Source organism: Nocardia sp. JCM 38205, from assembly GCF_058222935.1.
This window is the reverse complement of sequence record NZ_JBYHFL010000005.1, coordinates 82,875-99,400: the sequence shown is the minus strand read 5'-3', so window position 1 is coordinate 99,400 and position 16,526 is coordinate 82,875. Positions and strand designations below refer to the sequence as shown.

Annotated in this window: 15 protein-coding genes; 11 read left to right on the top strand and 4 right to left on the bottom strand. The window is 68.3% G+C overall.

The window, feature by feature from the left end; translation table 11 throughout:
- The first annotated feature begins 64 nt into the window (after window positions 1–64).
- The 4 genes from AC4HOU_RS19295 to AC4HOU_RS19280 all read left to right on the top strand — a co-directional run bounded on the left by AC4HOU_RS19295 (window position 65) and on the right by AC4HOU_RS19280 (window position 3,934).
- Window positions 65–1,156, top strand: coding sequence for an isocitrate/isopropylmalate dehydrogenase family protein (locus AC4HOU_RS19295; RefSeq protein ID WP_195007338.1), 1,092 nt, complete (start codon window positions 65–67; stop codon window positions 1,154–1,156).
- 156 nt (window positions 1,157–1,312) lie between these two features.
- The gene (locus AC4HOU_RS19290; RefSeq protein ID WP_324197419.1) at window positions 1,313–2,227 is read left to right on the top strand and encodes an ABC transporter substrate-binding protein; all 915 of its coding nucleotides are present in this window, start codon (window positions 1,313–1,315) and stop codon (window positions 2,225–2,227) included.
- Window position 2,228: 1 nt separating this feature from the next.
- Window positions 2,229–3,140, top strand: a complete 912-nt coding sequence (locus tag AC4HOU_RS19285; RefSeq protein WP_104359452.1) for an amino acid ABC transporter permease — start codon at window positions 2,229–2,231, stop codon at window positions 3,138–3,140.
- Between the two features lie 41 nt (window positions 3,141–3,181).
- Window positions 3,182–3,934 carry an amino acid ABC transporter ATP-binding protein gene (locus AC4HOU_RS19280; protein WP_163813824.1) on the top strand — a complete coding sequence of 251 codons (753 nt, stop codon included), beginning with the start codon at window positions 3,182–3,184 and terminating at the stop codon, window positions 3,932–3,934.
- Between the two features lie 44 nt (window positions 3,935–3,978).
- Here AC4HOU_RS19280 and AC4HOU_RS19275 read toward each other — a convergent pair whose 3' ends face one another.
- Window positions 3,979–4,911, bottom strand: a complete 933-nt coding sequence (locus AC4HOU_RS19275; RefSeq protein ID WP_195020995.1) for a LysR family transcriptional regulator — start codon at window positions 4,909–4,911, stop codon at window positions 3,979–3,981.
- Between the two features lie 71 nt (window positions 4,912–4,982).
- Between AC4HOU_RS19275 and AC4HOU_RS19270 the strand changes: the two genes are divergently transcribed.
- From AC4HOU_RS19270 to AC4HOU_RS19260, 3 genes are all read left to right on the top strand, one after another.
- A complete protein-coding gene (locus AC4HOU_RS19270) occupies window positions 4,983–6,371 on the top strand; it encodes an FAD-binding oxidoreductase (protein ID WP_490724878.1) in 1,389 nt (462 codons plus the stop codon).
- Window positions 6,372–6,456: 85 nt separating this feature from the next.
- Window positions 6,457–7,341 carry an SPFH domain-containing protein gene (locus AC4HOU_RS19265; RefSeq protein WP_163813751.1) on the top strand — a complete coding sequence of 295 codons (885 nt, stop codon included), beginning with the start codon at window positions 6,457–6,459 and terminating at the stop codon, window positions 7,339–7,341.
- A gap of 12 nt (window positions 7,342–7,353) precedes the next feature.
- Entirely contained in the window at window positions 7,354–7,536 is a 183-nt protein-coding gene (locus tag AC4HOU_RS19260) for a type II toxin-antitoxin system antitoxin (RefSeq protein ID WP_163813752.1), read from the top strand.
- A gap of 41 nt (window positions 7,537–7,577) precedes the next feature.
- Here the strand turns inward: AC4HOU_RS19260 and AC4HOU_RS19255 are convergent, their stop codons facing one another.
- Complete coding sequence (locus AC4HOU_RS19255; protein WP_490724877.1) at window positions 7,578–8,435, bottom strand: class I SAM-dependent methyltransferase; 858 nt, start codon at window positions 8,433–8,435, stop codon at window positions 7,578–7,580.
- Window positions 8,436–8,602: 167 nt separating this feature from the next.
- Here AC4HOU_RS19255 and rpsA point away from each other — a divergent pair, with 167 nt between their 5' ends.
- A complete protein-coding gene (gene rpsA, locus AC4HOU_RS19250; protein ID WP_014350347.1) occupies window positions 8,603–10,069 on the top strand; it encodes a 30S ribosomal protein S1 in 1,467 nt (488 codons plus the stop codon).
- 142 nt (window positions 10,070–10,211) lie between these two features.
- Here the strand turns inward: rpsA and AC4HOU_RS19245 are convergent, their stop codons facing one another.
- The gene (locus AC4HOU_RS19245; RefSeq protein ID WP_163813754.1) at window positions 10,212–10,889 is read right to left on the bottom strand and encodes an NAD(P)-dependent oxidoreductase; all 678 of its coding nucleotides are present in this window, start codon (window positions 10,887–10,889) and stop codon (window positions 10,212–10,214) included.
- A gap of 104 nt (window positions 10,890–10,993) precedes the next feature.
- On the opposite strand from AC4HOU_RS19245, the gene AC4HOU_RS19240 reads away from it, so the two are divergent.
- Both AC4HOU_RS19240 and coaE read left to right on the top strand, forming a co-directional pair.
- On the top strand, window positions 10,994–11,710 hold the full coding sequence (locus AC4HOU_RS19240; protein ID WP_195007339.1) for a TetR/AcrR family transcriptional regulator: 717 nt from the start codon (window positions 10,994–10,996) through the stop codon (window positions 11,708–11,710).
- Between the two features lie 671 nt (window positions 11,711–12,381).
- A complete protein-coding gene (coaE, locus tag AC4HOU_RS19235) occupies window positions 12,382–13,587 on the top strand; it encodes a dephospho-CoA kinase (RefSeq protein ID WP_194992560.1) in 1,206 nt (401 codons plus the stop codon).
- A gap of 7 nt (window positions 13,588–13,594) precedes the next feature.
- Here the strand turns inward: coaE and AC4HOU_RS19230 are convergent, their stop codons facing one another.
- Window positions 13,595–14,119 carry a ribonuclease FAU-1 family protein gene (locus AC4HOU_RS19230; protein ID WP_163813757.1) on the bottom strand — a complete coding sequence of 175 codons (525 nt, stop codon included), beginning with the start codon at window positions 14,117–14,119 and terminating at the stop codon, window positions 13,595–13,597.
- 100 nt (window positions 14,120–14,219) lie between these two features.
- Between AC4HOU_RS19230 and uvrB the strand changes: the two genes are divergently transcribed.
- Complete coding sequence (uvrB, locus tag AC4HOU_RS19225; protein ID WP_104359525.1) at window positions 14,220–16,394, top strand: excinuclease ABC subunit UvrB; 2,175 nt, start codon at window positions 14,220–14,222, stop codon at window positions 16,392–16,394.
- Window positions 16,395–16,526: the final 132 nt, after the last annotated feature.

Below are 16,526 nucleotides of genomic sequence, written 5' to 3'. Positions count from 1 at the left end.
TGCAGAAACTAGCCGCCGCGGACCCGGGCGCGGGCCGGTTCGACGGCGACGGCAGGATGTCGGGGTGCACGAGTCGAAGCAAACAGGTGGTGAACCGCTGCGATTGGGGCTGATCGACGGCGACGGCATCGGCCCCGAGGTGGTGGGCGCGGCACGCGCCGTGGTCGACGAGGCCCTGGTGGCTTCCGGCGCGGCCGCCGTGGACTGGGTGCGGCTACCGATCGGCCACCGCGCCATCGCCGAGTACGGCAGCGCGTTGCCGCCGCACACCCTCGACGCGCTCGCCGAGCTGGACGGCTGGATCCTCGGCCCGCACGACAACGCCTCTTATCCGCCCGAACACCGGGCGGCTCCGGGCGGCGCGATCCGCAAACATTTCGGCCTGTACGCCAATATCCGTCCGGCCAGGGCGTTCCCCGGTGTGCGCGCGGCCGCCCCCGATATCGACCTGGTGATCGTGCGGGAGAACAGCGAGGGCTTCTACGCCGACCGCAATATGTTCGCCGGAACCGGTGAGTTCCGGCCGACTGAAGACGTCGCCATGTCCGTCGGCGTGGTCACCCGTCGAGCCTGCGAACTGATCGCGCACGAGGCCATGCGGCTGGCGAGCACCCGGCGCAAACGGGTGACGATCGTGCACAAGGCCAATGTGCTGCCGATGACGATGGGCCTGTTCCGCGACGTCTGCTACGAGGTGGCGCACCAGTATCCGGGTGTGCGCGTCGACGACGAACACGTCGACGCCACCGCCGCGCACCTGGTCCGCGCGCCCGGCGACTTCGATGTCCTGGTCACCGAGAATCTCTTCGGCGACATCCTCTCGGATCTGGCCGCGGAGCTGAGCGGTTCGCTCGGTCTTGCGGCGTCGCTGAACTGTTCGGCCGATCGCGCCATGGCGCAGGCCGTGCACGGCGCGGCGCCGACGCTGGCCGGACGCAACCGCGCCAACCCTGCCGCCCTGCAATTGTCATCGGCAATGTTGTTGCATTGGATGGGAATTCGCCGTGCCGACCCGGTGCTGACCCAGGCCGCCGAGCGCATCGAGCGTGCCGTCGCGACGACGCTGGAAGCCGGGATCGCGACCGCCGACCTCGGTGGACTGGCCTCGACGAGTGAGTTCACCGAGCAGGTGAGCGCGCGGGTGCATCGCCGATGAGCGCGCACCGGAGGCGGGCGAGCGCGCATTACGGCTCGGTGTGTATTGGACCGCAGGGGCCGGATTCTCCGCTACTGTCCGGTACGCGGGTGCTCGGTCGCCTGGATCGCGAGAAGGGTGGGGTCGGGTACTCCGGACCGGAAGGTGGAGGCTGCGGTGGCTGATCGAACCGAACCCGGCAGGCGTGGACGCTGGGCGATACTGGTGGCCGCCGTGCTCGGTGCCATCGTGCTCGCGGTCACCGGCTGCACGCACAACACCGAGGATCTACCCGACGTCGCGAAGGTGCCGGTGAGCGAGGTGCCCGAGCTCGCGGCGCTGGTGCCGCCGGAGATCCGGCAGTCCGGGGTGCTGAAGGTGGGGGTGAACGTGCCGTATCAGCCCAACGAGTACCGCGACAGCGACGGCAATATCGCCGGATTCGACGTCGACCTGATGGACGCGGTGACCACAGTGCTCGGCTTGCGCGCCGAATACATCGAGTCGGCGTTCGAGAAGATCATTCCCGCCGTGCAGGCCGGCACCTACCACGTGGGCATGTCCTCGATCACCGACTCGCTCGAACGGGAGAAGCAGGTCGATTTCGTCACCTACTTCAGCGCGGGCGTGCAATGGGCCCAGCGCGCCGACCGGCCGGTCGACCCGGACAATGCCTGCGGTAAGCGGGTGGCGGTGCAGGCCACCACCTTCGAGCATCTGGAAGAACTGCCCGCCAAGAGCCGGGCCTGCGAAGCGGCGGGCAAGGACCCGATCATCATCCAGAGTTTCGATGAGCAGAGCGCGGCGACGAATGCGCTGGTGCTCGGCCAGGTGGACGCCATGTCGGCCGATTCGCCGGTCACCGCGTATGCCATCAAGCTCACCGAGGGCAAGATCGAACCGGCGGGCCCGGTCGTCGACGCCGCGCCCTACGGCTGGGCGGTGGCCAAGGGGTCGCCGTTGGCCCCGGTGCTGCAGCAGGCGCTGCAACATCTGATCGACAACGGCAAGTACCGCCAGATCACCGAGAACTGGGGTGTGCAGGAGGGCGCGATCACCGAGTCCGTCATCAACGGCGCGCCGAAGGGATGAAATGAGCGAATCACAGACCGAGCCGGAGCCGATCAAGGCCGTCCCGCTGCGCAGGCCGGGGCGTTGGCTCGCCGCGACCGCCATCCTGGTGCTGGTCGGGCTGTTCATCTATGGCGCCGCGACGAATCCGGCCTACCGCTGGGACGTCTACTGGCGGTACCTGCGCGACAGTCGCATCGCCGAGGGCGCCGTCGTCACGCTCGAGCTGACGGTGCTGTCCATGGCGATCGCGGTGGTGCTCGGCGCGCTGCTCGCGGTGATGCGCCTGTCACCGAATCCGGTGCTGCGGTCGACCGCGTGGGTGTATCTGTGGATCTTCCGCGGCACACCGGTGTTCGTGCAGTTGGTGTTCTGGGGACTGGTGCCCTCGCTGTACAAGCAGATCACCCTCGGGGTGCCGTTCGGGCCGCAGCTGGTGGAGCTGGATGTGCAGGGCTTGCAGGCCGCGTTCGCCTTCGCGGTGATCGGCCTCGGCCTCAATGAGGCCGCGTATATGGCCGAAATCGTGCGCGCCGGCATCAATTCGGTCGGTGAGGGGCAGCGCGAGGCGTCGGTCGCGCTCGGCATGACGTGGTCGCAGACCATGCGCCGGACGGTGCTGCCGCAGGCGATGCGGGTGATCATCCCGCCCACCGGCAACGAACTGATCGGCATGCTCAAAACCACCTCGCTGGTGACCGCGATCCCGCTCAGTACCGACCTGTTCGGCCGCGCCCGCGATATCTACGGCGTCAACTTCCTGCCGATCCCGCTGCTGCTGGTCATCGCCACCTGGTACCTGGCCATCACCAGCGTGCTGATGGTCGGGCAGTACTACCTGGAGCGCTACTTCTCGCGCGGGGTCTCGCGGCAGCTGACCGCCAAACAGTTGCAGGAACTGGCCGATGCGCAGAATGTGGTGAAGGCGAAATGAGCGATGCGATGAAGGGTGGCGCCGATTCCGCGGCCGAGCCGATGATCGTCGCCGATCGGGTGTGCAAATCCTTCGGGGCGCTCCAGGTGCTCAAGGGGATCTCGCTGGAGGTGCAGCGTGGGCAGGTGCTGTGCCTGGTCGGGCCCTCAGGTTCGGGCAAGTCGACGTTCCTGCGCTGCATCAACCATCTCGAGCAGGTCAATGCCGGACGGCTCTACGTCGACGGCGAGCTGGTCGGTTACCGGGAGAAGGGCGACAAGCTCTACGAGCTGCATCCGCGGGAAGCGGCCAGGCAGCGCCGCGATATCGGCATGGTCTTCCAGCACTTCAACCTGTTCCCGCACCGCACCGCGCTCGCGAACATCATCGAGGCGCCGACTCAGGTCAAGAGGATGCGCAAGTCCGAGGCGGTGGGCCGGGCCAAGGAATTGCTGGATCGGGTGGGGTTGGCGGACAAGGCCAATGCGTATCCGGCGCAGCTGTCCGGCGGGCAGCAGCAGCGGGTGGCGATCGCCCGGGCACTGGCGATGGACCCGAAGCTGATGCTGTTCGACGAGCCGACCTCCGCGCTGGACCCCGAGCTGGTGGGCGAGGTGCTCACCGTGATGCGCGAGCTCGCCGACGACGGCATGACGATGGTCGTGGTCACCCACGAAATGGGTTTCGCCCGCGAGGTCGCCGACCAGCTGGTGTTCATGGACGGGGGAGTGGTGGTCGAGGCCGGCGCGCCGCGTGCGGTGCTGGCGGAGCCGAAACACGAACGCACCAAGGCGTTCTTGTCGCGGCTGCTCTGATCGCGAGATTCCCGGACGCGGCGTTCGGACGATCCGGTGCGGTGTCAGCGCGCCGGACCCGGGGCCGCCGGCGTCGCGCCCGTCGGCCGTGCCAGGGCGATGCGTAGCTGGCCGAGCAGCACTTTCGCCGCCGGAGGCATGGGGCGGGCGGTGCGCCAGGCGATGGCCAACTGCCCGCGCAGTTCGGGTTGCACGATGGGCAGCGCTCGGACGCCGAACGCGGCGGCCTCGGCCTCGGTGAGTTCGGGTACCACCGCGACACCGAGCCCATGCGCCGCCAGCCGCAGCAACAGTGGCGGCGCCGCGGCTTCGAACGCGATATTCGGGGTGAAACCCGCTGCCGCGCACGCACGTTGGAGTACGCCGTGAATGCCGGTGCCTGCGGGCAGGCAGATCAGCGGGCGGTCGCGAAGATCGCGCAGCGGCATCAGCGCGCCCTCGGTGCCGTCGTCGGCGGCGACGGCGGCCACCACCGCGGTGTCGAGGATGACGTCGACGGCGATACCCGGATCGAGTTCCGCCCCGGTCAACCCGACCACCGCGATATCCAGCTCGCCGCTGCCCACCGCGTCCAGCATGCGCTGCGAAGTGTCCTCGGTGAGCACGATGCCGACCTGCGGATGATCGTCGTGGAAGGCGGCCAGCGCGGCGGGCACATCGAAGGCCTCCATCGCGGCGCCGGAGATGAGCCCGACCCGCACCTGCCCGCGCAGCAGCCCGGTGAACTCGTCGACGGTCTGCGCGATCCGTTCGGCGGCGGCGAGCGCGGCGCGGGCATCGGCCAGTACCGCGGCGCCGACCTCGGTCGGTGTGACCCGGCGCGTACCACGCTCGAGCAGCGGTTGGCCCAGCTCGCGTTCCAGCTGCCGGATCTGTGCGCTCAGCCCGGGCTGGGTCAGATGCAGCCGTTGCGCGGCGCGGGTGAAACCGCCTTCGTCGACCACGGTGACGAAGTAGCGCAGTTGCCGCAATTCCATAACTGATGATTATGGCAGCAAGACAAACTAGCTGTTTCCCTTATCGCCCTGGCCGGGGCACTGTCGAAGGCATGGGAAACATCGCAGCCGAATACCTCGCTCTCACTCCAGCCGCCGAGGCGGAATTGCCGTCCTTCCCCGCGCCGGTGCTCCGGCCGGCGGACGCGGAGTACGCCACCGAGATCTCCGGATTCCAGACCGCCTACCAGCACCGTCCGGCCGTGGTCGTGGCCGCCCGGCACACCGAAGACGTCCGGGCCGCCGTCGAATTCGCCGCCAGGCACCGGCTGCCGGTGGCGGTGCAGGCCACCGGACACGGCTTGTCGGTCGCCGCCGAGGGCGGCGTGCTCATCAGCACCCGGCGCATGACCGGCATCCACATCGATGCCGACGCCGCGACCGCGCGTATCGGCGCGGGTGTACAGGCCGGCGCGTTGATCGACGCCGCGGCCGGGCACGGACTTGCGCCGCTGAACGGGTCGTCGCCCTCGGTCGGTGTGGTCGGCTACGTCCTCGGCGGCGGGCTCGGCCTGCTCGGGCGCACCTACGGCTACGCCGCCGATCACGTCCGCGCGATCGAGCTGGTCACCGCCGACGGCCGGGTGCGCACGCTGCGCCCCGGTGACGAACTGTTCGGTGCGGTGCTCGGCAGCGGCGGTAATTTCGGCGTCGTGACGGCGCTGGAAGTGGGCCTGGTGCCGGTGACCACCGTCTACGGCGGTCAACTCATGTTCGACACCGCCCAGGTGCCGCGCGCGCTCGAGGCGTGGCGGGAATGGACCACGACCGTGCCCGACACGGTGACCTCCACCGTCGCCATGCTCGCCTTCCCGGATAGCCCGCCGGTGCCGCAGCCGCTGCGTGGCCGGTTCGTCGCCTCCATCCGGATCGCGATCGCCGGCGACGCCGAGGCAGGCGAGCGCCTGGTCGCGCCGCTCCGGGCGATCGGCACACCGTTGAAGGACGATCTGCGCCGCATGCCCTACACCGAATCGCACACCATCCACTCCGATCCGGCCGATCCGCACGCCTACGCCGCCACCAACGCCCTGCTCGACGACCTCACGCCGGAGGCATTGCAGGCCTTGCTGTCGGTGGCCGGACCCGATTCCGGGCTCGGCGCCGTCATCGATATCCGGCATCTCGGTGGCGCGCTGCGTACGGCCCGCGAGGATCTGGCCCTCGACCACCGCGAGGCCCGCTACGTGGTGCGGGCGATCACCATGCCGGAGCCGGGGGCCGGCCCCGTCGAGCCCGGCGCTCCGGTGCGCGCCGCACTGGCGCCGTGGACGATCGGCCACAGTCTCAACTTCCTCTACGGCGCCGGCGATGTGGCCGACGAGGCGCAGACCCGGGGCGGGTACCGGGAGGAGACCTACCGGCGGCTGGCCGCGCTGAAGGCGGTCTACGACCCGCACAACATGTTCCGTTTCAACCGCAATATCCGCCCGGCGAGCTGATCCGCCCGCAGATCGGAACGAACCAGGTCTACGACGGCGGCACCATGCTATTGTCGTGATATCACTTTGATACCGGGAGGATGTCATGAAGCTTCGTGCCGCTGTCCACGTCAACGGGTTCGTGGTGCTACTGACGTGGCTGGTGCTGACGCTCGCCGTCGGCGGCGCCACCGCGCTCGCCTTCGTCGTCGGCACCAAGGACGGCAACGCCGCCGCGATCGGGGCCGGCATCGCCGGATCGGTCGTGCTGGTCGCGCTGCTGCTCGCGATCACCGGGCTGATCGTGGTGAACCCGAACGAGGCGAAAGTGGTGCAGTTCTTCGGCCGCTACATCGGCTCGGTGAGCGAACCGGGCTTCTTCTCGGTGCTGCCGCTGACCGACCGGCGCAGCATCTCGCTGCGGGTGCGTAACTTCGAGACCCAGAAGCTGAAGGTCAACGACGCCGACGGCAATCCGGTCGAGATCGCCGCGGTGGTCGTCTACCGGGTGGTCGACAGTTACAAGGCCGCGTTCGCCGTCGACGATTACGAGGAATATGTGGAGACCCAGTCCGAAGCCGCGGTCCGGCATCTGGCCACCACCCATCCCTATGATGCCCACGACGACGAGCGCACCAGCCTGCGTGACGGCAGCGAGGTCGCCGAGGAACTCACCGTCGAACTGCGGGAACGCACCGAACTGGCCGGTATCGAGGTGCTGGAGGCCCGCATCACCCACCTCGCCTACGCCCCCGAGATCGCCCAGGCCATGCTGGTGCGCCAGCAGGCGTCGCAGGTGGTCGCGGCCCGCACCCACATCGTGGAAGGCGCGGTCGGCATGGTCGGTCTCGCGCTCGAGCGGCTGGCCGCCCAGGGCATGGTGGAACTCGACGAGGAGCGCAAGGCCGGCATGGTGTCGAACCTGCTGGTGGTGCTGTGCGGTGATCGACCGACCCAGCCCGTGGTCAACGCCGGATCGCTCTACTCCTGACCGGCGAGCGCGATGGCCGACCGTAAGAAGATCCTGCTCCGGCTCGATCCGGCGGTGTACGAGGCGGTGGCCCGCTGGGCCTCCGACGACCTGCGCAGCGTCAACGCGCAGATCGAATACGCACTGCGCCTTGCCCTGGACAATGCCGGGCGCAAACCCCGGCCGGGCCGGTCATCGGCCGACGACGGCGAATGACACCGGACCGCACGCTCGGGAACGACGTGCGGTCCGGTCGTTCATGTCGTGGCGCCGGGTTTGCGGGCCACGAAGATCGCGGTGCCGGGGAACAGCGCGCCGCGCAGCGGGCTCCACTGGCCCCATTCCCGGTCCAGCCATTCCGGCCAGTCCGGTTCGATGATGTCCTCCAGGATCAGGCCGGCGGCGACGATCTCGCGGACCCGATCGCCGATGGTGCGGTGGTGTTCGACGTAGGTGGGCTCGCCGTCGGCATCGACCTCTATATAAGGGGTGCGGTCGAAGTACGGGGTGGTGGCCACCAGCCCCGCCGGCCCGGGATCGTCGGGGAAGATCCAGCGCATGGGATGGTTCACCGAGAACACCCAGCGCCCGCCGGGCCGCAGCACCCGCTCGACCTCGCGCATCACCTGGGCCGAATCGGCGACGAAGGGGATCGCGCCGAACGCCGAGCAGGCGGCGTCGAAGGATTCCCCGGCGAAGGGCAGCGCCTCGGCGGTGGCCTGCACCAGCGGCACCCGTGGACCGCCGCGTGCCATCGCGGCCAGCCCGTGCGCGAGCATGCCCGCCGACAGATCCAGGCCGACCGGGAACGCGCCATTGCTCGCCAGCCAGCGCGAACACGGCGCCGAACCGCAACCGATCTCCAGAATGCGCTGTCCCGCAATATCGCCGAGCAGATGCCAATCGCCCTCGTGCAGTCCCTCGGGACACCAGACGAATTCACCGCCGGGGGAGTCGACACCGAGGAATTCGGCATGGGTATCGTGGTATTGGCCGGCGTCGGCATCCCACCAGCGCCGGCTGGCACGTTCGGAGTCCGTGGAATCGATTCGGGCACGTGCCGGACCAACGGTTCCGAGCAGTTCGTTTGCTTGCGCATGGCGATCGTCCGACACGCCGTAAGAGTATCGGCGTGGCGACGGGACCGGTTTGCCCGGCCCGATGCAGGTCGCGTACGCTGAACGCGCGAGTGATCACACCGCGCCCAATTTCGGTGTGTCGCACAGTACCGAAAGATCCAATGTCCGCAACCGACCACAATCCGTCCGGAGCAAATCCACATATGCCCACCACCGTCACCTCGCCGCAGGTAGCCGTCAACGACATCGGCTCCGCCGAGGATTTCCTCGCCGCCATCGACGCCACGATCAAGTACTTCAACGATGGCGACATCGTCGAGGGAACCATCGTCAAGGTCGATCGTGACGAGGTCCTGCTCGACATCGGTTACAAGACCGAAGGCGTCATCCCCTCCCGTGAGCTCTCCATCAAACACGATGTCGACCCCAACGAGGTCGTTTCCGTGGGTGATGAGGTCGAGGCCCTGGTTCTCACCAAGGAGGACAAGGAAGGCCGCCTGATCCTGTCGAAGAAGCGGGCGCAGTACGAGCGCGCGTGGGGCACGATCGAGGAGCTCAAGGAGAAGGACGAGGCCGTCAAGGGCACCGTCATCGAGGTCGTCAAGGGTGGCCTGATCCTCGACATCGGGCTGCGTGGCTTCCTGCCCGCCTCGCTGGTCGAGATGCGTCGGGTCCGCGATCTGCAGCCGTACGTCGGCAAGGAGATCGAGGCCAAGATCATCGAGCTCGACAAGAACCGCAACAACGTGGTTCTCTCGCGTCGCGCCTGGCTGGAGCAGACCCAGTCCGAGGTCCGCAGCGAGTTCCTGCACCAGCTGCAGAAGGGCCAGGTCCGCAAGGGTGTGGTCTCCTCGATCGTCAACTTCGGTGCCTTCGTGGACCTGGGTGGCGTCGACGGTCTGGTGCACGTCTCCGAGCTGTCCTGGAAGCACATCGACCACCCGTCCGAGGTCGTCGAGGTGGGCACCGAGGTCACCGTCGAGGTGCTCGACGTCGACCTGGACCGCGAGCGCGTCTCGCTGTCGCTGAAGGCCACCCAGGAAGATCCGTGGCGTCAGTTCGCCCGCACCCACGCGATCGGTCAGATCGTGCCGGGCAAGGTCACCAAGCTGGTTCCGTTCGGTGCGTTCGTGCGCGTCGAAGAGGGCATCGAGGGCCTGGTGCACATCTCCGAGCTGGCCGAGCGCCACGTCGAGGTGCCGGACCAGGTCGTTGCCGTCGGCGACGACGCGATGGTCAAGGTCATCGACATCGACCTGGAGCGTCGCCGGATCTCGCTGTCGCTGAAGCAGGCGAACGAGGATTACCACGCCGAGTTCGACCCGTCGAAGTACGGCATGGCCGACAGCTACGACGAGCAGGGCAACTACATCTTCCCCGAGGGCTTCGATCCCGAGACCAACGAATGGCTCGAGGGCTTCGACAAGCAGCGCGAGGAGTGGGAAGGCCGCTACGCCGAGGCGGAGCGTCGCCACAAGATGCACACCGCGCAGATGGAGAAGATGGCGGCCGACGCCGCGGCCGAGGCCGCGAACGGTGGCGGCTCGTCGAACTACTCCTCCGAGAGCGGTTCGCAGTCCACCTCCAGCCAGCCCGAGTCCGCCGGCGGCTCGCTCGCCAGCGACGCCCAGCTCGCGGCTCTGCGGGAGAAGCTCTCCGGCAACGCCTGATACGGCTAGAGCAACACCGAAGGCCCCGGTCCGCAATGGACCGGGGCCTTCGGGCTTGTCCGGGCCGATCACCGGTGCGGGGCCCGGTGATCTCGGCCGCCCGCCCGGATCGCCGCAGGCAGGACCTGCGGCGAGGGGGCAATCAGGCGGCGGCGACAGTGAACCGGCGTTGCACGAACCGGGAATTCTCGGCCTCGTCGATGAGCGCGACCGCGAGATCCTCGGCCGAGATATCGGTATCGGCCGCCAGGAGCTGATCGCCGCCGAGGCGGTAGCGGCCGGTGCGCACACCCGGATCGATCCGCCCCGAGGACGGGCTCAGGTACGTCCACTGCCGGTCGGAGAGCCGGTACACGTTCAACGCCTCGCGCAGCGCCGAGATCACCCGGTGATACTCGACCGGGACCCCGAGATTCTCCGGCAGCCCCTCGGCGAACCCCGGCTGATCCACCAGCTGCATCCCGGGCGCGACCTCCAAACTTCCGCCACCGCCCACTGCGATCAGCCGAAGCGCCGGATGACGGGTCATCGCCCGCACCATCGCCCGCGCACCGACCACGAAATCGTCGGCCTTGGCAATGGTGTCCTCGATTCCATGTCCCGCATTCACCGCGCTGACCACCACATCCAGGCCGGCGATAGCCTCCGCGACACTATCGGCATCGCGCCAGTCCGCCACCTGCCAGCTGACGCCCTCGCGCGCCGCGGGAAACCGTGCCGCATCACTGGCGAACGCCCGCACCGTATGCCCGCGCCGCCGCGCCTCCTCGACCACCCGCGAACCGATGACCCCGCTCGCGCCGAACACCCCGATATCCATCCCGACTCCTCTGCTGTACATGCCGTGCAATTACTACACGGCGTTCAGTGACTGCACGGCAGATAGTACTCGCACGCTGTAGAGTGTCAACCGTGGTGGAGGCGATGACGAGTCGGCGAGAGCGGCTGCGTGCTCAGACGGCGCAGGAGATCAAGACGGTCGCGCTGCGATTGCTCGACGAGGGCGGTCCCGATGCTGTGACACTGCGGGCCATCGCCCGCGAGATGGGCATGACGGCGGGCGCCATCTACGGCTACTACGCCACTCGCGACGAACTCATCTCGACGCTGATCACCGAGGTCTACACGGCGCTGCTGGACCGCGTCGAAGCGGCCCGCGACGCCATCGCCGCCGATGATCCGGGTGCTCGCATCATCGCGTGGGGCGAGGCGGTGCGGGACTGGGCGGTTGCGCGACCCGCCGAATTCCGGCTGATCTACGGTGATCCGGTCCCCGGCTACCAACCCCCGCCCGGCGGCCCCGCCGCCGGGGCGCGGCTACGGGCCTGCACCGGCCTGGTCGGGCTGGCTGCCGCGGCCTGGCCGCACGGCGCCGACGGCCGCGCGGACACCTCTCCGGAATTCGCGTGGACGGATTTCGACGCCGATCTGGTCGACCATGTGCGCACCGATTTCCCCGATCTCCCGCCCGCGGGTCTGGCCCTCGCGCTGCGCATGTGGGGCCGGATGCACGGGCTGGTCGCGCTCGAGGTGTACGGCCATCTGCGCCCGCTGGCGCAGGATCCGGCGCGGCTGTTCCGGGCCGAGATGCTCGACCTGGTGCATTCGCTGGGACTGTCGCCGCAGCTGCCGCGGCGATAGTCGTCGACGCGCACGACAGTGGCCCGGTCGCGAGGACCGGGCCACTGTCGTGGAAGTGGGCGTCAGCCCGCGGTGGCGGGAACCCAGCGCACCGAGGGCGTCGCGGAACGTCGGCGCATGGCGGCGAAACTATGCCGAGCCGGACTGATCAACGAGGTGAACCATGTGCGGCGGTGCTCGGCGAGCGCAGCCGCGACGGCGGGGATTTCGATGCAGTGCACGCCTCCCGCCATTCCCAGGCGGTGGCGACCCGTCTGGTTGTTACTGGTGCCCAATGGTCTTCCTTTGCTTGATGGTTCTGGCCTGGATCGCCACGGCGAAGATTAGCGGACCCGAAGTCGTCGGCAGTGTATTTTGCCGAAGTAATTGCCCGGCGTGTCGGAAAGTTATCGCTTGGAAACCGACTTCGAAAGGAAATGTTGCGAGATGGTCTCGGCCGCGTCACGGAACGGGCAATTGCGGTGCAGGGTGGTGAAAAGGGATGCGGGAGTGGGTATCCAACATGGTCGGCATATTGCTCGCGAAAGCGAAGGCCGATTCCATGCGGTGCCGCGGATTTCCGGCCCCGATTCACGCGGGGCGTCGTCGGCCCGCATCCACTGTTCGTGGCGGCACCGCCCGTGGATGGGTACCGAATGGGAGCTCGGCCGCCCGGATGCGAAACTGGTCGGATGTTACGAATCGGCCTCACCGGAGGCATGGGTGCCGGCAAGTCGACCGTGGCGCGGATCCTCGCCGAACGGGGCGCGGTGGTGATCGACTCGGATGCGATCGCGCGCGAGGTCGTCGCGCCGGGCACCGAGGGGCTCGCCGCTCTGGTCGAGGCCTTCGGCCCCGATATTCTGGCCGCCGACGGTAGTTTGGACCGGCCCGCGCTGGCGGCCAGAGCCTTCGCCGACGACGACGCGCGCGCCCGGTTGAACGCGATCACGCACCCGCTGGTCGGCCGCCGCACCACTGAACTGCTGGCCGCTGCCGCGCCGGATGCCATTGTCGTGCAAGATATTCCGCTGCTGGTGGAGAACGGCTTGGCGCCGCTGATGAATCTGGTGATCGTGGTGGACGTGGCCGCCGAGACCCGCATCCAGCGGCTCGTGCACTCGCGCGGCGTGCCCGAAGCCGATGCGCGCGCCCGCATTTCGGCCCAGGCCACCGATGAGCAGCGACGGGCCGTCGCCGACGTCCTGCTCGACAACAACGGGCCGGCCGAAGCCATCGAATCCGCTGTACACCAGCTGTGGGACGAACGACTTGTGCCCTTCGAGCACAACATGCGCACCGCCCGGGTGGCCGAGACCGAACTGCGGCTGGTCGCACCCGCTCCGCAGTGGGCGGCGCAGGCGCAGCGGTTGATCGCCCGGCTGTGGGTGGTCGCGGGGGCGGCGGCCTCGCGCATCGATCACGTCGGATCGACCGCGGTGCCGGGACTGCTCGCCAAGGACGTCATCGATATCCAGATCACCGTGGCCGATCTCGCCGCCGCCGACGGCCTGCGTGACGCACTGGGCGCGGCCGGATTCCCGGTGGTCTCCCGGATCGCGCACGACAACCCGAAGCCGACCGAGGCCGATCCCGAGGGCGTCGACACCGAGCTGTGGGCCAAGCGGTTCCACGGCAGCGCCGACCCGGGCCGTCCGGCCAATGTGCACCTGCGTGTCGACGGCTCGCCCGGTCAGCAGTTCGCGCTGGCCTTCCGGGACTGGCTGCGCGCGGATGCCGGCGCCCGCGAGGAGTACGCGCGGGTCAAGCGCGAGGGGGAGTCGAAGGCCGCGGGCTTGTCCGGTGACGAGGCGATGGTGGCCTACCTGGCGGTGAAGGAACCGTGGTTCGACCAGGCGTACCCGAAGATCATGCGGTGGCGCGCGGAGCAGGCCTGATCGCCGCTCACAGCCAGCTGAGCGGCATACCCCGCGAAGCGGTCCAGGCCAGCAGGTCGTGGCCGTGCGCGGCGATACCGTCGATGGCCGCGGTGGCGGTGGCGATCGCCTTTTCCGCGGTGGCCGCGTCCACCAGACCGGCCTGCAGCGCCGCCAGCAGTTCGTCCACGTCGAGCAGACGGGTATCGCGTCCGGTGCGCACCAGCAGATCCAGATAGTGGTCCACCGACCGCCACTTCTTGGGTTCGACCTCGGTGAACTCGCCGATGTCGATGTAGTAGTCCTGGTTACGCAGATGCGCGGCGGTGTAGTGGAACACCGTCGCGCGGATCGACAGCTCGGGCAGCAGCCATGACTCCATGTAGTGGAACGACGGATGATCGGCGGTGCGCGCCATGTACAGGCCCCACGGCTCGACGCGGTAGTTCTGCACCGGCCGGACGAACCCCTTGGGATCGGTGTTGGTGAGCTCGGCGACGTTGAAGTACTCCACCTTCGGCCGGTGCACGTGCACGGATGGTGCCTGAGTCATGTCCCGAGAATCTACCGTCAGCGATGCCGTTGTCCAGGCCGGTCGTGGCGCGGCTCTCCTCGGCCGAAATCTGTCGGTGGCTGCGCCTACCCTGGTGACCATGGCATTCGCAACCGAGATCCCGGCCGACGAACAGGGCGGCACCCCGCTGGCCCATTCGGAGTTCCGTCCGGTGGGCGAGATCGAACGCGCCGGTGGCCGGTTCGAGGTCGTCAGCCCGCATCAGCCCGCAGGTGATCAGCCCGCCGCCATCGATGAGCTCGAACGCCGCATCAAGGCGGGGGAGCGCGATGTGGTGCTGCTCGGCGCCACCGGTACCGGTAAATCGGCCACCACCGCGTGGCTGATCGAGCGGCTGCAGCGGCCGACGCTGGTGATGGCGCCGAACAAGACGCTCGCCGCGCAGCTGGCCAACGAACTGCGCGAGATGCTCCCGCACAACGCGGTCGAGTATTTCGTCTCGTACTACGACTACTACCAGCCCGAGGCCTATATCGCGCAGACCGATACCTATATCGAGAAGGACAGCTCGATCAACGACGATGTCGAGCGGCTGCGCCATTCGGCGACGTCGAGCCTGCTGTCGCGCCGCGATGTGGTGGTGGTCGCGTCGGTGTCGTGCATCTACGGCCTCGGTACCCCGCAGTCCTATCTCGACCGCTCGGTGCAGCTGCAGGTGGGCACCGAGGTCGATCGGGACGCGCTGCTGCGGCTGCTGGTCGATGTGCAGTACACCCGCAACGACATGGCCTTCACGCGCGGCTCGTTCCGGGTGCGCGGCGATACCGTCGAGATCATCCCCTCCTATGAGGAGCTCGCGGTCCGTATCGAATTCTTCGGCGACGAGATCGACGCGCTGTATTACCTGCATCCGCTCACCGGTGATGTGGTGCGCCAGGTGGATACGCTGCGGATCTTCCCGGCCACCCACTATGTGGCCGGCCCCGATCGGATGGAGCGCGCGGTTCACGATATCGAGGCCGAGCTCGAGCAGCGGCTCGCCGAATTCGAACGGCAGGGCAAATTGCTCGAGGCGCAGCGATTGCGCATGCGCACCCAGTACGACCTGGAGATGATCCGTCAGGTCGGGTTCTGCTCCGGTATCGAGAACTATTCGCGCCATATCGACGGCCGCCCGGCCGGGTCGGCGCCCGCGACGCTGCTCGACTATTTCCCCGAGGATTTCCTGCTGGTCATCGACGAGTCGCACGTCACGGTGCCGCAGATCGGCGGCATGTACGAAGGCGATATGTCGCGCAAGCGCAACCTCGTCGAATACGGGTTCCGGCTGCCGTCGGCCATCGACAACCGGCCGCTCACCTGGGAAGAGTTCGCCGAGCGGATCGGGCAGACGGTCTACCTGTCGGCCACCCCCGGCAACTACGAGCTGGGGCAATCCGGTGGTGAGGTGGTCGAGCAGGTCATCCGCCCGACCGGTCTGGTGGATCCGAAGGTGATCGTCAAACCGACCAAGGGCCAGATCGACGATCTGGTGCACGAGATCCGTCAACGCACCGACCGCGACGAACGCGTCCTGGTCACCACCCTCACCAAGAAGATGGCCGAGGACCTCACCGACTATCTGCTCGGTCTCGGGGTACGGGTGCGGTATCTGCATTCGGAGATCGACACCCTGCGCCGGGTGGAACTGCTGCGGCAGCTGCGCCTCGGCGAATACGACGTGCTGGTCGGCATCAACCTGCTGCGTGAGGGCCTCGACCTGCCCGAGGTGTCGCTGGTGGCGATCCTCGACGCGGACAAGGAAGGGTTCCTGCGCAGCAGCACCAGCCTGATCCAGACCATCGGCCGCGCGGCGCGCAACGTGTCCGGCGAGGTGCACATGTACGCGGACAAGATCACCGATTCGATGCGGCACGCCATCGACGAGACCGAACGCCGCCGCGCCAAGCAGATCGCCTACAACGAGGAAATGGGCATCGACCCGCAGCCGCTGCGCAAGAAGATCGCCGACATCCTCGACCAGGTGTATCAGGAGGCCGACGACGAGGTCGCCGTCGGCGGCTCGGGCCGCAACGCCAGCCGCGGCAGGCGCGCCCAGGGCGAGCCGGGGCGGGCGGTGAGCGCAGGCGTCATCGAGGGCCGCGATGTGAAGTCCATGCCACGCGCCGAACTGGCCGACCTGGTGAAGGAACTGACCGACCAGATGATGAACGCCGCGCGCGAATTGCAATTCGAGCTCGCCGGTCGGCTACGCGACGAGATCGCCGACCTGAAAAAGGAGCTACGCGGAATGGATGCGGCCGGGTTGAGCTGAGTGGTGTCGCCGGCCATCGGGTCTCGTCGTCCGGAGCGCTGCGGGGCCGCCGCTCGCCGGCCGGCCCCGCGGCGGCTCCCGGGCCGGGTGCCGCCGCAGCCGACGGCGCCCGGCCGCACGGCCCGGAAGGAA